The organism is Pseudoalteromonas rubra (genome assembly GCF_001482385.1).
GTDB classification, from domain to species: domain Bacteria; phylum Pseudomonadota; class Gammaproteobacteria; order Enterobacterales; family Alteromonadaceae; genus Pseudoalteromonas; species Pseudoalteromonas ardens.
Map to the genome: position 1 here is coordinate 1,586,846 of NZ_CP013611.1, position 22,914 is coordinate 1,609,759.

19 protein-coding genes are annotated in these 22,914 nt (G+C 47.9%); 10 read left to right on the forward strand and 9 right to left on the reverse strand.

Features of this window, described 5'->3' with window-relative positions:
- Positions 1–44 precede the first annotated feature (44 nt).
- Together AT705_RS07030 and phaC are read left to right on the forward strand one after the other, a co-directional pair.
- On the forward strand, positions 45–392 hold the full coding sequence (locus AT705_RS07030) for a phasin family protein (protein ID WP_010382711.1): 348 nt from the start codon (positions 45–47) through the stop codon (positions 390–392).
- Positions 393–517: 125 nt separating this feature from the next.
- A complete protein-coding gene (gene phaC, locus AT705_RS07035; protein ID WP_058796050.1) occupies positions 518–2,287 on the forward strand; it encodes a class I poly(R)-hydroxyalkanoic acid synthase in 1,770 nt (589 codons plus the stop codon).
- Between the two features lie 29 nt (positions 2,288–2,316).
- Here the strand turns inward: phaC and AT705_RS07040 are convergent, their stop codons facing one another.
- Positions 2,317–3,183 carry a M61 family metallopeptidase gene (locus AT705_RS07040; protein WP_058796051.1) on the reverse strand — a complete coding sequence of 289 codons (867 nt, stop codon included), beginning with the start codon at positions 3,181–3,183 and terminating at the stop codon, positions 2,317–2,319.
- 219 nt (positions 3,184–3,402) lie between these two features.
- Here AT705_RS07040 and AT705_RS07045 point away from each other — a divergent pair, with 219 nt between their 5' ends.
- The 5 genes from AT705_RS07045 to AT705_RS07070 all read left to right on the forward strand — a co-directional run bounded on the left by AT705_RS07045 (position 3,403) and on the right by AT705_RS07070 (position 11,669).
- Complete coding sequence (locus AT705_RS07045; protein WP_058796052.1) at positions 3,403–4,158, forward strand: TetR/AcrR family transcriptional regulator; 756 nt, start codon at positions 3,403–3,405, stop codon at positions 4,156–4,158.
- A 193-nt stretch (positions 4,159–4,351) separates the two neighbouring features.
- On the forward strand, positions 4,352–6,703 hold the full coding sequence (locus AT705_RS07050) for an efflux RND transporter permease subunit (RefSeq protein WP_058796053.1): 2,352 nt from the start codon (positions 4,352–4,354) through the stop codon (positions 6,701–6,703).
- A 101-nt stretch (positions 6,704–6,804) separates the two neighbouring features.
- Positions 6,805–7,632, forward strand: coding sequence for an outer membrane lipoprotein-sorting protein (locus AT705_RS07055; protein ID WP_237113795.1), 828 nt, complete (start codon positions 6,805–6,807; stop codon positions 7,630–7,632).
- Positions 7,633–7,635: 3 nt separating this feature from the next.
- Positions 7,636–8,895: a hypothetical protein gene (locus AT705_RS07060; RefSeq protein ID WP_058796054.1), complete on the forward strand. Its 1,260-nt coding sequence runs from the start codon at positions 7,636–7,638 to the stop codon at positions 8,893–8,895.
- 884 nt (positions 8,896–9,779) lie between these two features.
- Positions 9,780–11,669, forward strand: a complete 1,890-nt coding sequence (locus AT705_RS07070) for a hypothetical protein (protein WP_058796055.1) — start codon at positions 9,780–9,782, stop codon at positions 11,667–11,669.
- 505 nt (positions 11,670–12,174) lie between these two features.
- On the opposite strand, the gene cysS is transcribed toward AT705_RS07070, so the two are convergent.
- A complete protein-coding gene (gene cysS / locus AT705_RS07075) occupies positions 12,175–13,554 on the reverse strand; it encodes a cysteine--tRNA ligase (RefSeq protein WP_058796056.1) in 1,380 nt (459 codons plus the stop codon).
- A gap of 206 nt (positions 13,555–13,760) precedes the next feature.
- Here cysS and AT705_RS07080 point away from each other — a divergent pair, with 206 nt between their 5' ends.
- On the forward strand, positions 13,761–14,255 hold the full coding sequence (locus AT705_RS07080) for a peptidylprolyl isomerase (RefSeq protein WP_010382721.1): 495 nt from the start codon (positions 13,761–13,763) through the stop codon (positions 14,253–14,255).
- Positions 14,256–14,337: 82 nt separating this feature from the next.
- Positions 14,338–15,060, forward strand: coding sequence for a UDP-2,3-diacylglucosamine diphosphatase (locus AT705_RS07085; RefSeq protein WP_058796057.1), 723 nt, complete (start codon positions 14,338–14,340; stop codon positions 15,058–15,060).
- Position 15,061: 1 nt separating this feature from the next.
- Here AT705_RS07085 and miaE read toward each other — a convergent pair whose 3' ends face one another.
- Entirely contained in the window at positions 15,062–15,853 is a 792-nt protein-coding gene (gene miaE / locus AT705_RS07090; RefSeq protein WP_010382724.1) for a tRNA isopentenyl-2-thiomethyl-A-37 hydroxylase MiaE, read from the reverse strand.
- Positions 15,854–16,195: 342 nt separating this feature from the next.
- Here miaE and AT705_RS07095 point away from each other — a divergent pair, with 342 nt between their 5' ends.
- Positions 16,196–16,795 carry a Yip1 family protein gene (locus AT705_RS07095; protein WP_058796058.1) on the forward strand — a complete coding sequence of 200 codons (600 nt, stop codon included), beginning with the start codon at positions 16,196–16,198 and terminating at the stop codon, positions 16,793–16,795.
- A gap of 119 nt (positions 16,796–16,914) precedes the next feature.
- Here the strand turns inward: AT705_RS07095 and purF are convergent, their stop codons facing one another.
- The 6 genes from purF to truA form a co-directional block, all read right to left on the reverse strand.
- Positions 16,915–18,441, reverse strand: a complete 1,527-nt coding sequence (gene purF / locus AT705_RS07100) for an amidophosphoribosyltransferase (protein ID WP_058796059.1) — start codon at positions 18,439–18,441, stop codon at positions 16,915–16,917.
- Positions 18,442–18,459: 18 nt separating this feature from the next.
- Positions 18,460–18,954 carry a CvpA family protein gene (locus AT705_RS07105; protein ID WP_010382727.1) on the reverse strand — a complete coding sequence of 165 codons (495 nt, stop codon included), beginning with the start codon at positions 18,952–18,954 and terminating at the stop codon, positions 18,460–18,462.
- Positions 18,955–19,015: 61 nt separating this feature from the next.
- Positions 19,016–19,714 (reverse strand): SPOR domain-containing protein, encoded by a 699-nt coding sequence (locus tag AT705_RS07110; RefSeq protein WP_058796060.1) that lies wholly within the window; start codon positions 19,712–19,714, stop codon positions 19,016–19,018.
- A 12-nt stretch (positions 19,715–19,726) separates the two neighbouring features.
- Positions 19,727–20,989: a bifunctional tetrahydrofolate synthase/dihydrofolate synthase gene (folC, locus tag AT705_RS07115; RefSeq protein ID WP_058796061.1), complete on the reverse strand. Its 1,263-nt coding sequence runs from the start codon at positions 20,987–20,989 to the stop codon at positions 19,727–19,729.
- 21 nt (positions 20,990–21,010) lie between these two features.
- The gene (accD, locus tag AT705_RS07120; protein WP_058796062.1) at positions 21,011–21,886 is read right to left on the reverse strand and encodes an acetyl-CoA carboxylase, carboxyltransferase subunit beta; all 876 of its coding nucleotides are present in this window, start codon (positions 21,884–21,886) and stop codon (positions 21,011–21,013) included.
- A 166-nt stretch (positions 21,887–22,052) separates the two neighbouring features.
- Entirely contained in the window at positions 22,053–22,850 is a 798-nt protein-coding gene (gene truA / locus AT705_RS07125; protein WP_010382734.1) for a tRNA pseudouridine(38-40) synthase TruA, read from the reverse strand.
- Positions 22,851–22,914 lie beyond the last annotated feature (64 nt).

Below are 22,914 nucleotides of genomic sequence, written 5' to 3' on the forward strand. Positions count from 1 at the left end.
TAACGCTACCTATACGGACTTTTTTGATAAACAGGAAGCACACCATGTACAACGATCTAATGAAAACTTTTACTGAGCAAAGCGAGCAGTTTTTCTCTCCGGCAATTAAGTTCAACCAACTAGTTGCTAAAAACATTGAACAACTGGCTCAAATCCAGCTTGATGCAACAGAGAGCTTCACTAAAACTTCTGTTGAGCAGCTTAAAACAGCCGCTGAAGTAAAAGATGTTAAATCTTTCATCGACTTCAACGCAAGTCAGCTCACTGCAATGAACAAGCTAAGCCAGCAAATGATCGACGATGGTCAGAAACTGACTCAACTTGGCAACGAGTTCAAAGAGCACCTTGACGCAATTTCTAAAGACAGTGTTAAAACCACTGCTAAAGCTTAATCGCTGTCGTCTGCCCCTGCCTGTTGCGGGGGCATTTTTTTAGCCTGTTTTTTGTAGTGGCTGATCCGCTATACCAAACACGACACAAGACACGTGCAATCAATTTGCCTATTAGGACACGAGTAATGGATACCGATAACACAGATCTTAATAAAACGCTGACGGCCTGGTGGCAGTACAATCAAGATCTCTACACTATATTCAGTAATAACCTGCTCAAAGAAAACCCCGTTCAACAAGCCCTGAACGAGCAAAGTGCCCGGGATTTTGGTGTCTGGTTGAACGAAATAGCGAAGCAGCCAGAAACCTTTGTTCAGCACCAGTTTGGCTGGTGGCAGGAACAAATCAAAATTATGCAACAAACTTGGGGCCAGGGATTCGACACCGAACAACCTGATATCATCGAAGCTGAACGCGGAGACCGCCGTTTCAAGGCCGAAGAATGGCGTGATAACCCCTGGTTTAATTACATCAAACAAAGCTACTTGCTGTTTGGTCAGTCTTTATTATCATCTATCCGTGAAACACCAGGACTAGATGACAAGCTCAAAGAGCGTCTGGAATTTTTTGCCCGCCAGGTAGTGAACTCAATTTCCCCCAGCAACTTTATTTCGACCAATCCTGAGCTGCTTAAGCTGACGTTAGATTCAAAAGGTGAAAACCTGATCAAAGGACTGGACATGTTTAAAAAAGATCTGGCCAAAAGTGGTGACATGCTGCGGATCAGCATGACAGACGAACACGCTTTTGAGCTGGGTAAAGACATCGCGACCACCCCTGGGCGCGTGATATTCCAGAATCATTTATTTGAACTTATTCAGTATGATGCAACCACCAAAGACGTATTCAAAACGCCTCTGCTGATCGTGCCGCCTTATGTCAATAAATACTATATCCTGGATCTGAAACAACAGAACTCTCTGGTAAAGTGGTCTGTTGATCAGGGCCATACCGTGTTTATGATTTCATGGAAAAACCCGGATGCCAGTATGGCTGATGTGGGTTTTGAAGACTATATCGTAGATGGGGTCATTGCGGCGCTGGATGCCATTGAAAAGCAAACCGGTGAAGCGTATGTCAATGCCGTGGGCTACTGCATTGCGGGTACGCTGGTCACCACAGCGATGGCGTACTTTGTCTCGAAACGCATGAAGCACCGTATCAAAAGTGCCACCTTGTTAACGACCCTGTTGGATTTCTCGCAGCCCGGCGAGATTGGCGTATTTGTTAATGAACCAACGATTTCTGCGCTGGAAAAGTACAACCTGCAAAATGGCATCATGCATGGCCACTTGCTGGGTGTCTCATTCAGCATGCTGCGCGAAAACAGCCTGTACTGGAACTACTACGTTAATAACTACCTAAAAGGTGAGGCCCCCATGGATCTGGATCTGCTGTACTGGAACGGCGACAGCACCAACCTCACCGCAAAATGTCATAACTTTATGCTGCGCGACCTGTATCTGGAAAACCGCCTCGTACAACCTCGCGAAATTGAAGTCAGAGGCACTAAGATAGACCTCAGTAAAGTCAAGCAGCCTATCTATATGTTATCAACACGGGACGACCATATTGCCCTGTGGCAAGCCACTTTCCAGGGTATTCAGCACACCAGTGCAAAAACCACATTTGTATTGGGTGAGTCAGGCCACATTGCCGGTGTGATCAACCCACCAGCCGCCGAGAAATATGGTTTCTGGTATGGCCCGGAAGCAACCGGTGAAGCCAATGCCTGGCTGGACAAAGCCAAGCATCAGAGTGGCTCATGGTGGCCACACTGGGGTAAATGGTTAAGCCAGTATACCGACGAGAAAGTGCCCAAGCGCGTTACCAGCAGCAAAACTAACCCAGGCATTTATGCTGCGCCCGGTGAATACGTTAAAGTTAAAATCTAACCAACTAAGAGGCTGCCAATTGGCAGCCTTTATTTTTGCCGGAACAGCTCACGACTTTTGGCAGACATCATATGTAAACCACTCAATCTGACGGCCTGCTTGCTTAATCTTGGAAAATCCTGACGTAGCTTATAACTGTGATAAAGATTACTGAAAATACTGCTGCGAGAGAGCCTGTCCAGCTGACCCAGAAACAGCTTTGCGCTGTCTGGCTGTCCCGCTGGTGCCTTCGCTCTGCAACAGGTCTGATAACGCTTGAGCAAACTCACCAAAGTCAGGGTCGGGTCTTTTTGTCGCAATGCCAGATCTGCTTCTATAAAAAATGCCGCGCCACTCCAGTAAACACGCGCATGAGCCCTGAGCCGCCACATATCCTCACTGACCCGGGCAAGCGGACCTGGTGTCTCCCAGGTGCCCAATCGACCCCGCTCCAGGCCAGCCATGACCCGCTGTACGTACTCATCACTGGTGATCACACCGCCGTGCAGCATAATGACGTTTTGTAAATAGGTGGCAAGCCCTTCTGCTAACCAGAAGTCCGGATAATCGAGCAAAGGATGATATAAGTGGGCCAGCTCATGATACAGGGTCCAGTCACTGAGCAGCTGCTGCTGCGTCGCGAAATAGCTGATATGCAACTCAATTCCATCCACTTCCGAGCGGTTTACGGCCCCCCAGGGGACCGGCTCACTACTCAAATACACGTTTTGTAACTTCACTGGCAGATGAGGTTGTGCCAGGGGACCTAAAGTCTGCTCGGTCGTTTTTAGCCCCTGACTCAGCCAACTCTTGACAATGGCTTGCTGCTTCGCATCCAGTACATGCAAATCCTGGTAAACCACTTCCGTGGCCCAGCTCTGCGAGCACAGTAATATCGCCACTATCAATCCACGCATCATGCCTCCTGTCCGCCTCTGTCTCTCACCATAACATACACGAGGTATTTGTGACGTGCAGTAATAGTCTATCATTCAGCGGGCAACACACCGTATCGCGAGTAAATTAACAATGTTGAGAATTTAATTGTTATTGACAATAGACGAAATTCAACTACCATACAATTATATGTGACGAATCGTCATATATAATGAAATAAACAGACTATACAGGTAAATATGGCACCCAAAGTACTAGATGAATTCAGCCTTAGAGCACGAGAGCAGGAAATTATTGACGCGACCATTGTGTTGATTGACAAGCTCGGCGTGGAGAATATCACCATGGACAAGGTAGTCGCGGCTGTTTCCTATTCTAAAGGTACCGTGTATAAACACTTTCTTGGTAAAGAAGATTTGTTTTTGGCAATTGGTAATCAGGCCATCGCCATTATGTACGATTTATTCAGCCGGGCGGCGCAACATCAGGGTTGCCCGCGTGAACGTATGCTGCTGTTAAATATCTCGTACTTGATTTATGCCATCTTACACCCGGCTTTGTTTAAAAGTGTGCAGTGTGCAAGAAGCCCCAATGTGTATGGCAAATCGAGCGAAAAACGCTTGCAAGAGCAGGAGCGGCTCGAAGCCCAGGTGATGGGTGCTACTATGGGGATTATTGAGGATGCCATAGCACAAAAGCAACTGACTTTGCCTGCGCATATGACAATGCATCAAGTGTGTTTTGCTATCTGGTCACAAAATTTTGGCACCATTTCACTGCTGTCAAACGAAGTGGAACAATGTAGTGGCGCATCAGGTATGGTTGTGGAACGCGAGTTGCTTAACCAGGCAAACCTGCTATTTGATGGCATGCAATGGCTTCCCGCAACCCGAGAGCATAACTATCGTCAGCAGATTGAACTGGCGTTACAGAAAGTCTTTCCCAGTGAACTGGCATTAATGAAGGCGATGGGAAGAGAATTGAGTTTTGAATAAGGCATAAAACGCCTTTATGTATTGATGCGTTTTACACTCGTAATTGAGCGGCTTTTTGCCGTTTTTTTTAAAAGTTATAGTGACGATTCGTCACCATAAAAGAAAACTATTGACCTAAAAACGAAGAGTTAACTGGGCATTTGTGCCCTTTTTTTAGAATACTATAGTGACGATTCGTCACAATGGAGAGCATATGAAAGACAAGCTATTTGGCTTTGTTGGAAAGCACCCTTTCTGGGTCATCCTTGTGAGCCTGACTTTAGCATTTCTCGCAGCTTCTGGGGCGCAGAATCTGGTGTTTAAGAGTGACTATAGGGTATTTTTTGGCAAAGACAACCCGCAGCTTGTCGCTTATGAGTCGATGCAAAACATTTACTCCAAGAGTGACAATGTGTCATTTGTCGTTATACCCAAAGATGGCAATGTCTTTACCGCAAAGCACCTTGAGTCACTGAAAACGCTGACTAAGCAAAGCTGGCAAATTCCCTACTCAACACGCGTGGACTCTGTTACCAATTTTCAATATACCTATGCAGAGGAAGATGACCTAATCGTCGAAGACTTGGTCGGTAACACACTGAATCTTGATCAGGCAGCACTTGCCAAAATCAAAGCTATTGCAGTCAAAGAGCCGCTTCTGGTGAATAAAATCATTTCGCCGGAAGGCCATGTTTCTGTCGTTAACGTAAGCATTCAATTTCCGGGGAAAGATCTCAATGCGGAAGTGCCTGAAGTATCATCCTACGTGAAGACGATGACCGAGGCGTTTTTGCAGGCGCACCCGGATGTACAGATACACTTATCCGGTATGGTTATGATGAATGGTGCGTTTACCGATGTTGCAATGAGCGACAGCGCGACGCTGGTGCCACTCATGTTCCTGATCGTGATTGTATTTATCGGCGTCCTGTTACGCACCATATCGGGCACTTTTGCAACTGTCGTGGTAATTGTGCTGAGCATTGCAGCCACAATGGGCATTGCTGGCTGGATGGGTATTTTCTTAACTGGCCCTTCTTCATCTGCACCAACCATGATCCTGACGCTCGCAGTGGCAGACTGTATCCATATTCTGTCGAGCATGTTCTACGAAATGCGCCGTGGCGTCGACAAAAAAACCGCAATCGCACGCAGTCTGCGCCTGAACTTCCAGCCAATTTTGCTCACCAGTGTAACAACCGCGATTGGCTTTTTGAGTATGAACTTTTCTGACTCACCGCCTTTCCATGATCTGGGCAATATGGTGGCCATCGGTGTGATGCTCGCCTTTGTGTTTGCTATCACGATTTTCCCGGCATTACTGAGTGTGCTACCGATAAAAGTAAAACAAGTGAGCACTAAGAAGCACGACAAGATGGAGAAACTGGCCGAGTTCGTTATTGAAAAACGTCGCTTACTGCTGCCCGTCACCAGCGCTATCATCATTGCTTCAGCCTTGTTCATTCCTAAAAATGAACTGAACGATGATTTCGTCAAGTACTTCGATACGTCAGTTCCTTATCGTGTTGCGACGGATTTCATGCAGGCGCATTTGTCAGGTATGACGTTGCTGGAAATTTCAGTTCAGACTAACGAAAGTAGCGGCATTAACAAACCCGATTACCTGCGTACCGTTTCTGATTTTAGTGACTGGTTGCGGAAACAACCGGAAACTGACCACGTAAACACGATAACAGATACGTTGAAACGCCTGAATAAAAACATGCATGGCGACGACCCAGCCTGGTACACACTGCCCACCGATCAGGAAATGGCAGCACAGTATCTATTGCTGTACGAAATGTCATTGCCATATGGGCTCGACTTAAACAACCAGCTCAACGTAGACAAATCGTCGTCAAAAATCGTGGGAACGTTCAAAAACATGACCAGCAATGAGCTTATCGCACTGGAAACCAAGATCCAGGACTGGTTCGGCACTCATGCAGCACAGTACAAGATCGACATAGCCAGCCCAAGCCTGATGTTTGCCCATATTGGTCAGCGTAGTATCAACAGCATGTTGCTCGGTACCGTACTGGCACTGCTACTGATCTCTGTGATTTTAGGTGTGGCCTTAAAGAGCTGGCGCTTTGGCGCAATCAGCCTGTTGCCAAACTTAATTCCGGCAGGTGTAGCCTTTGGTATATGGGGACTGAGCGTGGGTCAGGTCGGTATGAGTATTTCCGTTGTGATAGGCATGACACTGGGTATTGTGGTCGATGATACCGTGCACTTCCTGAGTAAGTACCTGCATGCCCGTCGCGAGCAAAAGGCCGACACGCACACCGCGGTTAAATATGCCTTTGGTCATGTTGGCACAGCCTTATGGACCACCACATTTGTACTGGTTGCCGGGTTTATTGTTTTAGCTCAGTCCTCCTTTAGCCTCAATGCAGATATGGGACTGATGACGGCAATCACCATTTTTGTGGCTCTAGTTGTCGACTTCCTGTTCCTTCCTCCTCTGCTAATGATGCTCGACAAACAAAAAAGTAGTCCGTCGCCTGTACAGAGTGAAGAAACACAACAGACCGAAGCGCCATTGGCAAATACAACCGGCTAAACCGCCTACACAAAAACAATGAGAACACTCTGCCACAGTGCAGGCAAACAGATGCGGGCAGAGTGTTGATTAACAAAGAAACAAATAATCTGGAGTACTTTATGTTCAACAAACTCGCTTTTAAATCACAAACCCTGAATGGCATGTTCTTTACCAGCTTACTGACTGTCGCAGCTTTTTCTGCGTCAGCGTCCACCACAGGCAGTACAGAAGCAGAGGCAAAAGGATTGGCAATTTCGCAGCAAGCTAAAGCCCGCGACACCGGCTGGGGAGACTCAACCGCAGATATGCTGATGATCTTGCGCAACAAGCAGGGTCAGGAAAGTATCAGGGAAATATCCACCAAAACCCTGGAACTACTGGATGATGGCGACAAAAGCCTGACGATTTTTAACAAACCCAGGGATGTTAAAGGTACGACTTTTCTGAGCTTTTCACACCCGGTTGGCAATGACGACCAGTGGCTGTACCTGCCGTCTTTGAAACGCGTTAAACGCATCGCGTCGCGCAACAAGTCAGGTCCTTTCATGGGTTCAGAGTTTTCTTTTGAGGATCTCAGCTCCTTTGAAATTGAGAAGTATCGCTACAATTACGTCGGTGACGAACAGCTGAACGGCCTGGATAACTTTGTCGTAGAGCAATTTCCCGTCGATGAAAACTCAGGCTATACCCGCCGCCTGGTCTGGATTGACAAATCTGAATATCGCTTACAAAAAGTCGACTTTTATGATCGTAAAAATACGTTGCTTAAAACTCTGTCATATCAGGGCTATCAGCAGTATCTGGGCAAATACTGGCGGGCCGACAGCGCAGAAATGGTTAATCACCAAAGTGGTAAAAGCACCACATTAAAATGGCAAAACTACGCCTTTAAAACCGGTTTGACCGACGGTGACTTTAACCGCAACTCTTTGAAAAGAGCGCGCTAAGCCATGTTAAAGTCAGCGATCTCTTTGACCAAAAAGACGCTATTAAGTGCCGCCGCGCTGGGCTGCGCGCTAGCGACGTCCACTTTGCACGCTGCTGAGTTCGAACTGTCCGGTAAAGTGGGCGCTGAGCAGCGCTACTTTTTTAACGAGGGGCAGTATCAAGCGCAACTGGGAAACACTCAGGCGTCAGTGTATATAGAGCCCGAATTATACTGGAGCTGGGACGACGGGGTTCAGTCCGTCACCTTTAAGCCTTACTACCGGTTTGATGAGCGCGACAGTGAACGAGACCACGGCGACATTCGCGAATTGTCTTACGTGTATGTAGGTGATGACTGGGAGCTGCGCGCAGGTATTCGCAAGGAGTTTTGGGGCGTCACTGAATTTCAGCATCTGGTCGATGTGATCAATCAAACCGATAGCGTTGAAGACTTTGATGGAGAAGACAAACTTGGCCAGCAAATGTTAAACCTCTCTCTGGTCAGGGATTGGGGGATTGTGGATCTGTATGTCTTACCTGGTTTTAGGGAGCGCACATTCAATGGAAAACACGCCCGCTTGCGCTCAGACTTGATTGTGGATACGGACAGTGTCCGCTATGAATCATCAGCAGAAGAGCATCACCTCGATTTTGCCGCGCGCTGGAGTCATAGCATCGATGTGTTTGACCTGGGGGTTTACTGGTTTCACGGTACCAATCGCGAGCCGATATTGGCACCGCGTTTTGCCAGTTCGCCTGATACTGTAAATGGAAATGTGCCCATCGGACTCTCCCCTTATTATTTACAGATGGACCAGCTGGGTGCAGACATTCAGGCAACGGTAGATGACTGGTTATGGAAATTCGAAACCATTTACCGCAGTACCAGTGAAGAAGACTTTGTGGCAACTCAGGCTGGGGTTGAATATACCTATGTCGGTGTCTTTAATTCAGTGGCTGATCTGGGGTTGCTGGTTGAGTATGCCTGGGACTCCCGGGGAGAAGGTGACCAAAACAACCCCGGTGCTGCAATGCAGAATGATGTCTTTATGGGGGCCAGATTGGCATTGAATGACATACAAAGCAGTGAGCTATTGATGGGCTTTGGCTCTGACCTTGATCACAGTGCGGTGAACTTTATCCTGGAAGCCAATCGTCGTCTTGGTGAGGATGTAAAAGTGAGCATTGATATACGATTGATGCAAAGCTCCGAGCCTACTGATTTTTTATACTCAATAAAAGAAGACGACCACGTACAACTATCCCTGGAATGGTACTTCTGACCGGGACACCCCTCTTATCCGAATGATGAATAACAGGCAGGGAAGCTTGGTTTATCTTACCCCCTTTGAATCCTTTTAAATTACCTAATTAATATACAAACACCTTGAGGGAGGCTCAGCGAGGTGGTAGTTTATACCCACTGCAAGAGCCTGTTTGCACTGTCTTTGGCGCCCGGATAACAGTACTTCACAAGGAACTAACATGGATAATAATCGCCCACTTTTTATCGCAGGCTGTTTGAGCTTTATGGCGTCATTCCTTCACCTTGTGTGTATCTGGGGTGGCGCTGGGTGCCGGTGAGGAAATGGCCAACCTGGCCGCAGCGGGAGATCCCTACCCCACAATAGTGACCTCGGCGATTGCCACTGTCCTGACGCTCTGGGGACTGTATGCTTTTTCCGGCGCAGGCCTGATCTTAAAACTCCCCCTGCTAAAGACCGGTCTGGTAATCATTAGCGCAATCTACTTACTACGGGGTACAGGCGGCTTGTTTGCCCCCTTTGTAACAACATCCCCGGTGATACAGCAAAATTCCACTACTTTCTGGCTCGTTAGCTCCCTCATCTGTTGTCTCTTTGGGGCATGTTACTTGTTGGGCACAATCAGGCTATGGAGTGAGAGTAATAGTCCCTATCCCACCTAGCTTTGTTGCTATCCGCACAAAAAACGTCCCAAACCATGCCTTTTTCGTATCCTCTTTATTTACCATCACTGCTAATTTATTTCTCTGTGAAAGGCGGTTATTCTAGACACCGCCTGTTGCAGGAGTGCAGTGAGTTTTGTCACTCAGTGCTGTGCGCTTAATTCAAGAACGCACAGTACTGTACAACGTACTGCAACAAAATGGATGACGTCTTTTTGGTCAATTGGAATGGTCAAACTTATGAAAACACATACTTATGCAACCCTCACAGCGGGGGCTTTATCGCTCGGTCTATCTCTTCCCCTTCTAGCAGCAACCAGCGATAACGCCAACTCAGGCGTGGGGATTAATCTCACAGGCATTAATTACTGGTCAAGTCAGTGGACCACGCTGGATGTCATGAAGCATGCTTCTAACGGCAGCGGTCAGCTATGGGCAACCAGTAATGCTCATACCTGGGAATACAACACCGGCGATCAAGCGTTGCTGGACCTGGACGAGCAAGGCTGGCCGCGATCTTTGCCGGGCGACTCACCCGATGCGCCTTTTCACTATGTCACCACCATTATTTATCACGATAACCCGCACCACCCGGTTGGCGAATTTGTGATTTTATATGAGGGCGAAGGCGAGCTTTATTACCCGGGCCCTGAACTCATCAGCTCGGAGCCCGGGCGCGATGTGGTACGTATGACTGCAAACAGTTTCTTCCATTTGCAGATCCACAGCACCGATCCTAACAGTACCGGCGATCATATCCGCAATATTCGTATTATTGCCCCGGGCGGCAGTTGCAGTAACGCAGCTACTGATTATGCCGCCAGTGCTGCAGACTGTGCCAACCCAGAGCAATTTGTTTCATTCGAGCACAGCTATCAGGAACGTCTATTCCATCCACTCTTTTTGGATGACATGCGTCAGTTCCGTACTTTGCGTTTTATGCAGCTGCTGAGCACCATAGACAACCCGGTTCAGCACTGGGCGCAGAGAAACCAGTATGAGTACGCCAGCTGGGCCCTCAATGGCGGCAGCCCCTATGAAGTGGCCATTGCCATGAGTAACAAGCTGAGTGCCGAGCCCTGGTACACGCTCCCGGTTCGGGTAGATGATGACTATATCCGTCAGTTTGCCCGACTGCTGAAGACGCAAAGCGAAGGCGACTCTGCCATTTATGTAGAGTTTGGCAACGAGCTGTGGAACAACGCCTGGCCATATATTTTCGATGGTCTGTATCTTGAGGAGCAAGGTAAAGCTCGGTGGCCAGACACCCATTACCACGATATCGAATATCGCATGAACTACTACGGGCTGCGCAGCGCGCAGATGTGCGACATCATCAAAACAGAGTTTGCCGAGGAAGCAGGCCGGATACAATGCGTGATGGGTGGCCAGACCGGTGTACCCTGGATAAGCGAACAAGCACTGAACTGCCCGATTCACGCAGCGGGTGTGGGCAGACGGTGTGCCGATAATATGGATGTGCTGGCAGTGGGCAGTTATTTCGCCGGATACTTTGCCGATCAAAAATATCTGCCAATTTTACGAAACTGGGCCAGTAACGGTACTGAAGGCCTGAATAACCTGTTTGAGGAAATGGAGTCAGGCGTGCTCTATGACCTGACTTACAACCCCGATGAGCCGCCCTGGTGGCAGGCACCTGAGCATGGCGCACTGGCACAGGCCAGAGACAATATTCAGGGCAACCTGGCTCTGGCGCAGCAAGATGGTTTGATGCTCGCAGCCTATGAAGGCGGCCAGCACCTCACCTACGCCGGAGATATTCGTGATGGCCGCGATACCATTAGCGAGGCCTTATTCCTGAGCGCCAATCGCGACCCGCGCATGGCAGCAGCCTTTACCAGTCACCTAAGTGACTGGCAAAACTCCGGTGCGGGTTTATATGTAGTATTTGAAAGTATCGGCCGCTGGGATAGCTGGGGCGCATTTCCGCTTAAGGAATATCAGACTCAACCCCGTGAGCAGGCATATAAATTCGATGCGGTGCAGAGCTTTATTGAGCAAACCCCTTGCTGGTGGGCAGGGTGTGAACAAAGCCTAAACGATGGGAACAGTGCAAATAGCCAACCTGCTGGTGACGTGCCAGTCAACGTGCAACCTGCTCGCAAATAAAATGCGGTTGCCAGCAGCAGCTGGCAACCTGTACCTTCCAGCGAATCTCTTTTTGTCGTGACTTTTAAGTCAAAATAGCGCTCCGAAGCCCTAATCAACAAACCAAAACAACGTCTTATCGGTCTGTTTGTCATCAATCTGACATTTTTTCAAATTTTTTACTAAAGAAGTCGCACAGCCGGACGATACACTAATCATGGCAGGCAGTGACTATCTCTTCCATCGCCATGACTTTAAAAGCTTTATCAACTTATACCCCAAGATAGTGCTAATTGATACGGCTCGTTCCTGGCTTTTGGCTTTGAACGAGCAATCACCTTCTCATATTAAATTAAATCCGTAAAACTCCACTTTCTGGCCTCTTTCCAAACAATATAACGAAAACAATGCTAAAAGCGCTGTTTTTTCATACCAGAATACACGCTCTGAAACTGAGCTTACAGAAAAGAAAAAGGCATATGCGAACACATATGCCTTTGTAAAAAAGTTATTATATTACTTTATGTTAAGCTTTGCGCCAGGTCGTTTTACCGGCGCTGTCTTCTAGCACCACGCCCATAGCTGTTAGTGCGTCACGGGCGGCATCGGCTGCAGCCCAGTCTTTGTTCGCACGGGCATTTTTACGTTGCTCTATCAGGGCTTCAATTTTTGCCACTTCGTCTTCATCCTGATCACCGTGTAAGAAGGCTTCCGGATCTTGCTGAGCAATACCCAGTACTTCCGCCAGTTTCACCAGGATAAAAGCGTGTTCACCCGCCGCTTTGGCATCTGAGTCTTTCAGCAGGTTCACTTCTTTGGCCAGCTCAAAGATCACGGGTAACGCTTCGGGTGTGTTGAAATCGTCGTTCATCGCAGTTTCAAAGCGTGCAACGAACAGGTTGCCTACCAGTTCCGTTTCAACCAGTTCAACGCCACGCAGTGCTGTGTAGATACGCTCCAATGATGAACGTGCCTGCTCGAGGTTTTCCTGTGAGTAATTCAACTGACTACGATAGTGGCCGTTGATCAGGAAATAACGCACGGTTTCACGGTCATAAGCTTTAAGCACTTCACGCACCGTAAAGAAGTTACCCAGTGATTTAGACATCTTCTCTTTGTTTACCTGCACCATTCCGGTGTGGATCCAGGTATTTACGTAACGACCGTTGTTGGCGCAGCATGACTGCGCAATTTCGTTTTCATGGTGTGGAAATTGTAAATCCGAACCGCCACCGTGGATATCAAAAAACTCTCCCAGGTGCTTAGAACTCATTGCACTACACTCAATGTGCCAGCCCGGACGGCCTTCACCCCAGGGTGATGTCCAGCTAGGTTCACCGGCTTTGGCTTTTTTCCACAGCACAAAGTCAAGCGGATCATCTTTGCCTTCTGCCACTTCAACCCGCGCGCCCGCCTGGAGCATATCCAGATCCTGCTGAGACAGCTGGCCATACGCTTCAAAGGTAGAAACATCGAACAGCACATCGCCATTACTGGCGACATAGGCATGGCCTTTCTCAATCAGGCGTTCAATCATTGCGATAATCTCGTCCATATGGCCGGTGACAGTCGGCTCAATATCTGCAGGCAGAATATTGAGGGCTTCAAAGTCTTCGTGCATGGCCTTGGTCATACGTACAGTCAGCGCGTCGATCTCTTCATTGTTTTCTGCGGCACGTTTAATAATTTTATCGTCCACGTCCGTAATGTTGCGTACATAAGTGACCTGATAGCCCAAGTGGCGCAGGTAGCGATTCATCACATCAAAAGAGACATAAGTACGGGCGTGGCCTACATGGCAGAAGTCATAGATAGTAATACCACACACGTACATGTCTACTTTGCCTTCCACAAGCGGTTTAAACTCAGTCTTTTGACGTGTTAGTGTGTTGTAGATCTGCAACATGTAGCTTTATTCCTAAAATTTATCCAAATTCCCTGCAATCATATCACTTGCACCGCTCTGGCTCTATAAAAAATCCTCCGCTCAGTGGATGAAAAAGTAACAGTTAGTTGACAATTTAGCCGCTCGTCCACTCTGGGACTTTGTAGTTATCAATTTGTGCTATAAAATAGGCTCCTAATATGAAACATGTAAATCAAGGACCTGTTATGGTTGTTTTACAAACAAACTTTGGCGATATCAAAATCAACCTGTTTGCTGACAAAGCGCCGGCAACGGTTGAGAACTTCTTAAAGTACGTTGAATCTGGTTTTTACAACGGTACTATCTTCCACCGTGTTATTGATGGCTTTATGGTTCAGGGCGGTGGTTTCGAGCCTGGCATGAACCAAAAAGAAGTCGGTGCGCCAGTTAAAAACGAAGCCAATAATGGCGTTGCCAATAAAACAGGCACGCTGGCAATGGCACGTACGCCTGATCCGCACTCTGCAACAGCCCAGTTCTTTATCAATGTGAACGACAATGACTTTTTGAACTTCAGCAGTGAAACAGCACAGGGCTGGGGTTACTGTGTGTTCGGTGAAGTTGCCGAAGGCATGGACATCGTGAACAAGATTAAAGATGTCGCGACTGGCTCTGCGGGCTTCCATCAGGATGTACCACTGGAAGATGTTGTGATTGAAAAAGCATTCGTTGCTGAGTAAACGACTGCTTTTACAGCTTGAGAGGGATGTGTCACGCATACGTCCCTCTTCTCCTTTCCTGCCCTAGCCTGAAGTTGTCTCCATGCGCAAAAGCTACTTTATTTCTGATCTGCATTTAACCGAGCACCGCCCTGACATCACTGCCGCCTTTTATCGTTTCCTCAGTAAACATATGCAGGATGACGTCGATGCCTTGTACATTTTAGGTGACTTTTTCGAGGTCTGGATTGGCGATGACGAAGGCAATCCGCTGGCACTGGAGATTGCAACTAAGCTGCGCGCCATTTCCGAACGCGGTATCAAATTGTTCTTTATCCATGGCAACCGGGATTTCCTGGTAGGTCAGCATTACGCCAAACTATGCGGCATGACCTTACTGCCCGAGCAAACAGTCATTGACCTGTACGGCACCCCAACCGTTATTTTACACGGTGATGAAATGTGTACGCAGGACGAGGTGTATCAGAAATTTCGTAAAAAAAGCCGTGGCTGGTGGTGGCCAAGACTAATGCTGTCTATGCCATTATGGTATCGTCGTAGGGTGGCACGCAATGCCAGAGAGAAAAGCAAACAAAGCCAGATGGGAAAAGCGCCAGAAATTTTAGATGTGACCGAGGAAGCCGTGCTGGCCATGTTTGCCCGCTACAAAGTCAGCAACATGATCCATGGCCACACACACAGGCCTGATGTTCATCATTATACTGGCCAGACCCGCACGGTGTTAGGTGACTGGTATAGCCAAAGCTCTTATCTGGTGGCGACTGAGCAAGGTCAGAGCCTCACTCAGCACCCTTTTTCAGACTAGCTCATGCAACCAGTTGTGGCGCACCACTGTGGAATTTAAAATCGCTGTCTGGCGTTAAGATCAGCGCGTTTTCGATCTCTTTAAATTCACCAACGCGTGCCGCAATATCGAATCGCTGTGGATCCGTGGCGTCGGCAACTTGCTGTGCCAATTCCAGATAGTCCTGATAATGACGTGCTTCTGAGCGCAGCAGCGACACATAAAAGCGTCCGATGTCCGGCTCCAGATACGGTGCCAGTTTGGCAAACCGCTCACAAGAACGCGCTTCAATAAAGGCACCTATGATCAGTTTATCAATTAATGCGGCGGGTTCGAACGTACGCACATGCTTGATCATCCCGGACGCATAACGGGATGCATTGAGGCTCTGGACCCGTAACCCTTTCTCGTTAATGATATCCAGTACCTGCTCAAAGTGGTGCAGCTCTTCTTTGATTAACCGCACCATTTTATCCAGTATATCCTGGTTGTAGGCATACTCGGGCTTGGCGGTTAAGCTACCAATGAGCTCATTCTTACTGGCACTAAACTGACCATCGCCAATTTTACGGTAGACAAAGTCTTCATAAGGCTTGATCCAGCCCAACAAAGTCTGCGCAGAAGCGTTATCTACCGCATATTTACGGATTAAAAAAGCGGCGCTTTGTGCGGCTTTCAGCTCACAGTGCATGTGATCAACCAGCAAGGCTTGAAGATGTGCTGGTTTTTTCGCTTCGTCTATCCAGCTATCGGGCGTTTCACATCCCAGAAACTGATAAATGGGTGCCAGCAGGTCGGCATACTTCTCTAACATGTCTCAGATAATCATTCGCAAAAAATTGCCGCCATTCTACCACAAGCGTGCCAGAGGGCACTATGAGAGGCTGCGAGTTAACATAAGTTTGTGCCAGATCAAAGACGCTGGGATTTCAGATTTGTTTCTTGACAAAAATTAACCAATCTTTCATAACTAAAGTGATGTTGTATAAATTTCATACTCACAGGCGTCGCCAGTGGCCCCGTTTTTATGGTGATTACACTGATTAGCTACATCCGCTCATGATGTTACTAAGCTGTTATAAAAGACAAGGAGTGCACCCGTGATCACCGGGCAACTTAGGCACGTCGGACAACAATCTTTTTTGAGGGGCTCGTTATGATTTTAAATCATCTGTGGGGCTTATATGCCCACCCAATCGAAGAGTGGCAAACCATAGACAACCGCCACGAAAGCGCGACCTACAGTTTATCTCACATTGCCTTGATTGCCCTGATCCCAAGTTTAATGGGCTACTATTCTTCCGTTTATCTTGGCTGGAAAATAGGCACAGGGGATGCCGTTTTCCTCACCCATAACAGTGCCGTATTGATTGGCATTGCCATGTATTTTGCCCTGATCATTGGCGTATTCGCGCTGTCTTATCTGGCACACTGGATGGCTGTCACTTTCGGCGCTAAACCAACCTACACGCAAACGCTGGAATTGTCGGCGTACACGGCAACCCCCGTGTTTATGTCGGCCTTTGCCGCCTTTTACCCTGAATTGTGGTTTGTGGTGTCGGTGGGTCTGGCAGCGCTTGCCTACTCGGTCTACCTGCTCTACACAGGTGTGCCTATTCTGATGCATATACCGGAAGAGCGTGGCTTTATCTATGCCAGCTCAGTGGTGACCTGTGGCCTGGTTTTATTGGTGATAATTCTGGCTGCAACCGCGATATTGTGGACGAATGGTATAATCAGTCCTACATTTACCTAGGGAGCGCGCTTATGCCCCACTGAGGTGCATAGGTCAGCTTGCTTCCTTTGCTTTTATCCTATAGAAATCTAACAAAAAGGGCCGCAATCGCGGCCTTTTTTTAAACGAACTAGGCAAGATTATTCGCCTTCACCCGTTTCCTGATTATGCAGTTCCAGACTGGCCGACATCGCTTTTTCACGTGTCGATTTTGCCGAGTCGTTACGCAGTGCATCAATACGATTCAGGTAATCCTGATTGACGTCGCCGGTGATGTACTGGCCGTCAAACACCGAGGTTTCAAAACGTGTGATATCTGGATTCTCAAGCGCAACCGCATCTTTCAGATCCGAAATAGACTGGTAGATAAGGCCATCTGACCCGATACTGGCATTGATATCTTCTACGTCGCGACCGTGCGCGATGAGTTCAGCTGCCGAGGGCATATCGATACCATAGACATTCGGGAAACGTACTTCAGGGGCTGCCGATGCAAAGTAAACATTTTTAGCGCCTGCATCACGTGCCATTTCAACGATCTGTGCAGATGTGGTACCACGTACAATAGAATCATCCACCAGCAGTACATTTTTACCGGCAAATTCTCTGTCAATGGCATTTAGCTTACGGCGTACCGATTTTTTCCGTTGTTCCTGACCTGGCATAATGAAAGTACGGCCAATATAGCGGTTTTTCACAAACCCCTGACGATAAGGTAACTCTAGTACGGATGCGATTTCCAACGCAATATCACAGGAAGTTTCTGGAATAGGGATGACGACATCAATGTCTTTGTCAGCCCACTCATGCTTGATTTTTTCACCCAGCTTAGTACCCATGTTCACACGAGTTGCATAAACCGACATATTGTCGATGTTCGAATCCGGGCGTGCGAAGTACACAAATTCAAAAATACACGGCGCGTGCATGGTTTTGTCAGCACAGATCTGCGAAAAGAACTGACCGTCTTCAGTTACATAGATGGCTTCACCTGGCGCAACGTCACGAACGAATTCAAACCCGTCGATAGACAAAGCCACACTTTCAGAAGCGAACATGTATTCAACACCACGTTCCGTTTCGCGCTTACCAAATACCAATGGGCGAATGCCGTGCGGGTCACGAAATGCCAGAATACCATGACCAATGATCATCGCGATGGTCGCGTAACCACCAGATACCTGTTGGTTAACTTCGCTGATGGCGTTAAACATATCCGCCGCATCCAGCTTCATTTTATCGTTACGACCTAACTCATAAGCCAGGATGTTCAGCAGCACTTCAGAGTCAGACGTTGTATTTACATGACGGCGTGCTTTAGTGAACAAGCGCTCTTTTAGCTCTTCCGCATTGGTTAAATTACCGTTATGCGCCATCGCGATGCCAAACGGTGAATTCACATAGAACGGCTGAGCTTCTGCCGAACTAGAAGAGCCAGCAGTAGGATAACGCACATGCCCTATGCCAATGTTACCCTGCAGACGCTTCATATGACGGGTATGAAACACGTCTTTTACCAGGCCATTGGCCTTGCGCAAGCTGAACGTATTGTTGTCAATGGTAATGATGCCGGCTGCATCTTGGCCACGGTGTTGCAAAACAGTTAAGCCGTCATAAATCGCCTGATTAACAGGAGATGTTCCGACTATCCCAACGATACCACACATTAAAAATTTCCTCGCCGATTAACGGTTTGCTGAATTCAAAAAGCTTGAGTTATGTTCTAGATAGGAAAAAAACCATTCTATTACAAAGCCAAATTCAGGGATTACTTGGGATGCCTGCCACCACGATGTATCGGGGGCTTTGGTGAAGGCATCCAGAAAAAACAACGTGGCGCTAACGACCAGCACGCCCCGCATCGCACCGAACACAATGCCAACCAGGCGATCGGTACCAGACAAGCCCGTACGCTGTACGAGTTCACCTAAGATATAATTGACAAACCCACCTAACACAAGTGTCGCAATGAAAAGTATGGCGATTGCGGCGGCATTTCTTAAAAGGGGTTCTGAAATGAAGGTCAGGAAGGTTGCAAGATATTGGTAGAATAAGCTGGATATGAAAAAGGCACCGATCCAAACCACGAGTGACATGGTTTCTTTCACAAAACCTCTCATCAGGCCAAACACTGTCGAAATACCGACAATTGCAAAGATGGCGTAATCAACCCAGATCATATAAACCAATAAGTCGTTAATTTGGGGCGCATTCTATAAGACACGCCCATCAATTACCAGATCATTTTACCACGGTAAATTGAGTAAGGCGGCCGTTCAACTTAGTTAATTTCTTTAATTCTGGGAGCTTAGCTTCGAGTTTTGCTTTATTTAAATCTGGTCCGACAAACACTTTAGTTAAAGTTCCATTTGGCGTTTTCACCGGACGGGTAAAGGTCTTGAAACCATTTTGGGTAAGCTTTTTCGTCAACGCATCGACATTGGACTTATGTGAGAAGCTACCGAGCTGGATCACATAGGCCATTTGCGTAAAGTTAGACGCCTCAGGGCGCGTTAGCGGCTCGCTTTTTACCTCAGGTGTGACTGTTGGTGCCGGACTTGATTCAACTGCTGGCACAGTTGGCTCAGGCTGCACAGTAACTTCACTCACAGTGGTGGTTTGATCCACCTCTTGAAGGTCTGTATGCGCAGTTTCGGACGCTGCCTCACTCGATTCTGACACAGATAAATCAGTACTTAACTTGGCATCATCTGCTTTGATGTCTTCAACTGTTTCCGCCATCGGCTCAGTGGCCAGTGATGCACGTTCATCGATCCGTGTCTTTAATTCTATGGTTGAGAACTCAGGGCGCTCCGGGATAGGCTTAAATCCCTCCTTATAATGGACTTTTTCGCCATCCAGAATATTGGGTATAAACACCACCGCTGCAATCACAACAATGCAGGTGCCGACCAGTCGGTTAATAAATCCTGAGTTCACAACTATTGCTCTCTACTGTTCAAAGTACTGCATGGCCGCAGCCACAGTCACAAATGAGCCAAATATGATCAGTGCCGTGTCCTGGTGTTGCTGGGGAAGCAGACTTTGCAGGGCCGAGTCGACACTCGGAAATACCTGACTGTGCTCACGGTGCGTTGCAGGCAACAAGGTGAGTAGCTGCTCAGCATGCTCGCCACGGGGACCTTCCAAAGACGCACAGCTCCATTTTTCTACCACATCTGACAGGGCATCAATCACGCTCGCTTTATCCTTATCAGCAAGCATAGCGACTAAGGCATGAATTTTAAAGCCCTGATTTTTCAAACGCATTAATTGCGTTCTCAGGTAACGGGCCGATTCCGGATTATGTGCCACATCGGTGTAAATCAATGGCTGCTGGCTAAGCTGCATAAACCGCCCTTCGACTTGTAACTCAGCAAGAGTTTGCTTTACCAGCTCGGCATCGGGCATTAAATTGAGCCGGGCAAGGACGGTTAACGCTGTTGCCACGTTTTGCGCTGGGATGGCAGGCTGTGCCAGTGTCAGGTCATACTCACCATATTGCCAGCGCAACCCATCGGGCAAGGGCGTAAAGTGGAAATCGCGTTTGGACAGAATGAGTTCTGCGTTAATTTCCTCGCCATAGTCCGTCACCGTATGCGGAATCTCCAGGTCGCCTACAATTGCAGGTGTGTCTGTGCGAAAAATGCCGGCTTTATCATAGCCCACTAACTCTCGTGTATCACCGAGATATTCCTTGTGATCGAGATCGATAGTTGTAATCACACTAGCATAAGGTGTGACAATATTGGTCGCGTCAAAACGCCCACCCAGACCCACTTCAAGAAGCACGTAATCCACCGCGTGCTGCTTAAACAGCCATAATGCCCCCAATGTGCCGTACTCAAAGAAAGTCAGCTCAACCTTTCCACGGCCCTGATCCAATGCATAGAAGGCATCAACATGTGACTGATCAGGTAAAGTTTTACCATTGATCCGAACACGCTCGTTATAGTGGATTAGGTGCGGGGAAGCATACGTACCAACACTGTAACCTTGTGCCAACAACATGGCCTCGAGGCAACGAGCCGTAGTGCCTTTGCCGTTAGTGCCACCAATAAGAATGATTTTACTGCTGCTGTTAAGCAGGTCGATATTGTTGGCAGCCTGCGCTACGCGCTCCAGGCCCATTGCAATGTTGGCGGGATGTAACTGCTCTAAATAACAAAGCCAATCATTCAGAGTCGATGATTGGCTTGGTGTAGTCTTTGACATAGTGCGCTCAAATTAAAAAATTTACGCTACTCTATGCTCTTGTTCGGTAGAAGGCAAGTTCATGAACTTGGCCAGAATACGTGCCAGTGAATCACGCATTTCACGACGGTCGATGATCATGTCAACTGCACCGTGCTCCAACAGGAATTCACTGCGCTGGAAACCTTCAGGTAAGGTTTCACGTACCGTCTGCTCGATAACGCGTGGACCCGCAAAACCGATCAGTGCTTTAGGCTCAGCCACGTTAATGTCGCCCAGCATAGCCAGAGACGCGGAAACACCACCCATGGTCGGGTCAGTCATCACTGAAATAAAAGGCAGGCCACGCTCACTCATCTTAGCCAAAGCTGCGCTGGTTTTAGCCATCTGCATCAATGACATCAGGGCTTCCTGCATACGCGCACCACCTGACGCTGAAAAACAAACCAGCGGCATATTGTGCTCAAGACACTCGTTCACAGCATCGACAAAGCGCGCACCAACGACAGAAGCCATTGATCCACCCATAAATGAAAACTCAAACGCAACGGCAGCAACCGGGATACCTTTGAGGTTGCCTTTCATAGCTACCAGGGCATCTTTCTCGCCACTGACTTTTTGTGCCGCAGTGATACGATCTGAGTACTTTTTCGAATCTTTAAACTTGAGTACGTCCTTTGGCTCGTGCTGCGTACCCAGCTCGACGCGACCACCATCGTCCAGGAAACTTTCCAGACGCTTACGTGCGCTGATCCGCATGTGATGATCACACTTAGGACAAACGTGTAATGACTTTTCCAGCTCCGCTTTGTACAGGATTGAATCGCAGTCTGTACATTTTGCCCAAACGCCTTCAGGGATCTCTTTTTTGCCCGTCGATTTAGCCGTTTTAGGTAAGATTTTTTCTAACCAACTCATTTGCAACTCTCTTAGTGCTCAATCTGTGTCGCTCTCTGCAAATAGCAGACATATTTTCTCAATTAAAACATGATTAAGACATCAGTGATATAAAAAACTGGTCTTAGTTGTATCAAATGATTAAGACGCTCGCGCTCAGTTTTGCTTTAGTCATTATTCAACTAAATTAGCGGATAGTCACTTCTGGTAAAAACAGCGGTCCGGCAGGTGTTGACGGGATCTGCCAGCGCTCAGGATAATCCACATCGACCAGATACAAGCCATTCGGTTTCGCAGTCGCACTGGCCTGAGTACGGTCTTTAATGCGTAATAACTCAGCCATCCACTCCGGCGGGTACTTGCCCACCCCGATATCCATCAAACATCCCGTGATGTTGCGCACCATGTGATGCAAAAATGCGTTGGCTTTAACATCAATAACAATGTAGTCGCCAAACCGGTCTACCTGTAAATGATGGATATTGCGACACGGCGAATTTGACTGGCAATGGACTGCCCGAAAAGAAGAGAAATCATGCTCGCCAATCATCACAGGACAAGCTGCCTGCATCAATTCTGCATCCAGCGGATGATAGTAATGGGTCACGCCGCTGCGTAAAATACCCGGACGATTGACACTATTGTAGATCACGTAGCGATAGCGTCTTGCCGTTGCACTAAAACGAGCACTGAACTCGTCATGGACCGGTGTGGCGTAGCGCACGGCAATGTCGTCAGGCAACTGAGAGTTCACACCGAGTGTGAATGCTTTCATATCCCTGTCAGCGTGGGTATCGAAATGGATGACCTGACCAGTGGCATGCACACCCGCATCTGTTCGCCCGGCACAGACCACGTCAACCTTGTGATTACAAATGTTAGACAGGGCTGTCTCCAGTTCCTCCTGAACACTATTTACATTACACTGACGTTGCCAGCCACTGTAATTACCACCATTGTATTCAATCCCCAAAGCTACACGCATAAACTACTTAAACTCTCATTTCGAACTTAGCCGCGCATTTTATGCGATCGCCGCCGATAATACC

Bases quoted from the DNA above. Each gene is read 5' to 3' on its own strand.
- AT705_RS07030 (WP_010382711.1), top strand. From the start codon at position 45: ATGTACAACGATCTAATGAAAACTTTTACTGAGCAAAGCGAGCAGTTT.
- phaC (WP_058796050.1), top strand. From the start codon at position 518: ATGGATACCGATAACACAGATCTTAATAAAACGCTGACGGCCTGGTGG.
- AT705_RS07040 (WP_058796051.1), bottom strand. From the start codon at position 3,183: ATGCGTGGATTGATAGTGGCGATATTACTGTGCTCGCAGAGCTGGGCC.
- AT705_RS07045 (WP_058796052.1), top strand. From the start codon at position 3,403: ATGGCACCCAAAGTACTAGATGAATTCAGCCTTAGAGCACGAGAGCAG.
- AT705_RS07050 (WP_058796053.1), top strand. From the start codon at position 4,352: ATGAAAGACAAGCTATTTGGCTTTGTTGGAAAGCACCCTTTCTGGGTC.
- AT705_RS07055 (WP_237113795.1), top strand. From the start codon at position 6,805: ATGTTCAACAAACTCGCTTTTAAATCACAAACCCTGAATGGCATGTTC.
- AT705_RS07060 (WP_058796054.1), top strand. From the start codon at position 7,636: ATGTTAAAGTCAGCGATCTCTTTGACCAAAAAGACGCTATTAAGTGCC.
- AT705_RS07070 (WP_058796055.1), top strand. From the start codon at position 9,780: ATGAAAACACATACTTATGCAACCCTCACAGCGGGGGCTTTATCGCTC.
- cysS (WP_058796056.1), bottom strand. From the start codon at position 13,554: ATGTTGCAGATCTACAACACACTAACACGTCAAAAGACTGAGTTTAAA.
- AT705_RS07080 (WP_010382721.1), top strand. From the start codon at position 13,761: ATGGTTGTTTTACAAACAAACTTTGGCGATATCAAAATCAACCTGTTT.
- AT705_RS07085 (WP_058796057.1), top strand. From the start codon at position 14,338: ATGCGCAAAAGCTACTTTATTTCTGATCTGCATTTAACCGAGCACCGC.
- miaE (WP_010382724.1), bottom strand. From the start codon at position 15,853: ATGTTAGAGAAGTATGCCGACCTGCTGGCACCCATTTATCAGTTTCTG.
- AT705_RS07095 (WP_058796058.1), top strand. From the start codon at position 16,196: ATGATTTTAAATCATCTGTGGGGCTTATATGCCCACCCAATCGAAGAG.
- purF (WP_058796059.1), bottom strand. From the start codon at position 18,441: ATGTGTGGTATCGTTGGGATAGTCGGAACATCTCCTGTTAATCAGGCG.
- AT705_RS07105 (WP_010382727.1), bottom strand. From the start codon at position 18,954: ATGATCTGGGTTGATTACGCCATCTTTGCAATTGTCGGTATTTCGACA.
- folC (WP_058796061.1), bottom strand. From the start codon at position 20,989: ATGTCAAAGACTACACCAAGCCAATCATCGACTCTGAATGATTGGCTT.
- accD (WP_058796062.1), bottom strand. From the start codon at position 21,886: ATGAGTTGGTTAGAAAAAATCTTACCTAAAACGGCTAAATCGACGGGC.
- truA (WP_010382734.1), bottom strand. From the start codon at position 22,850: ATGCGTGTAGCTTTGGGGATTGAATACAATGGTGGTAATTACAGTGGC.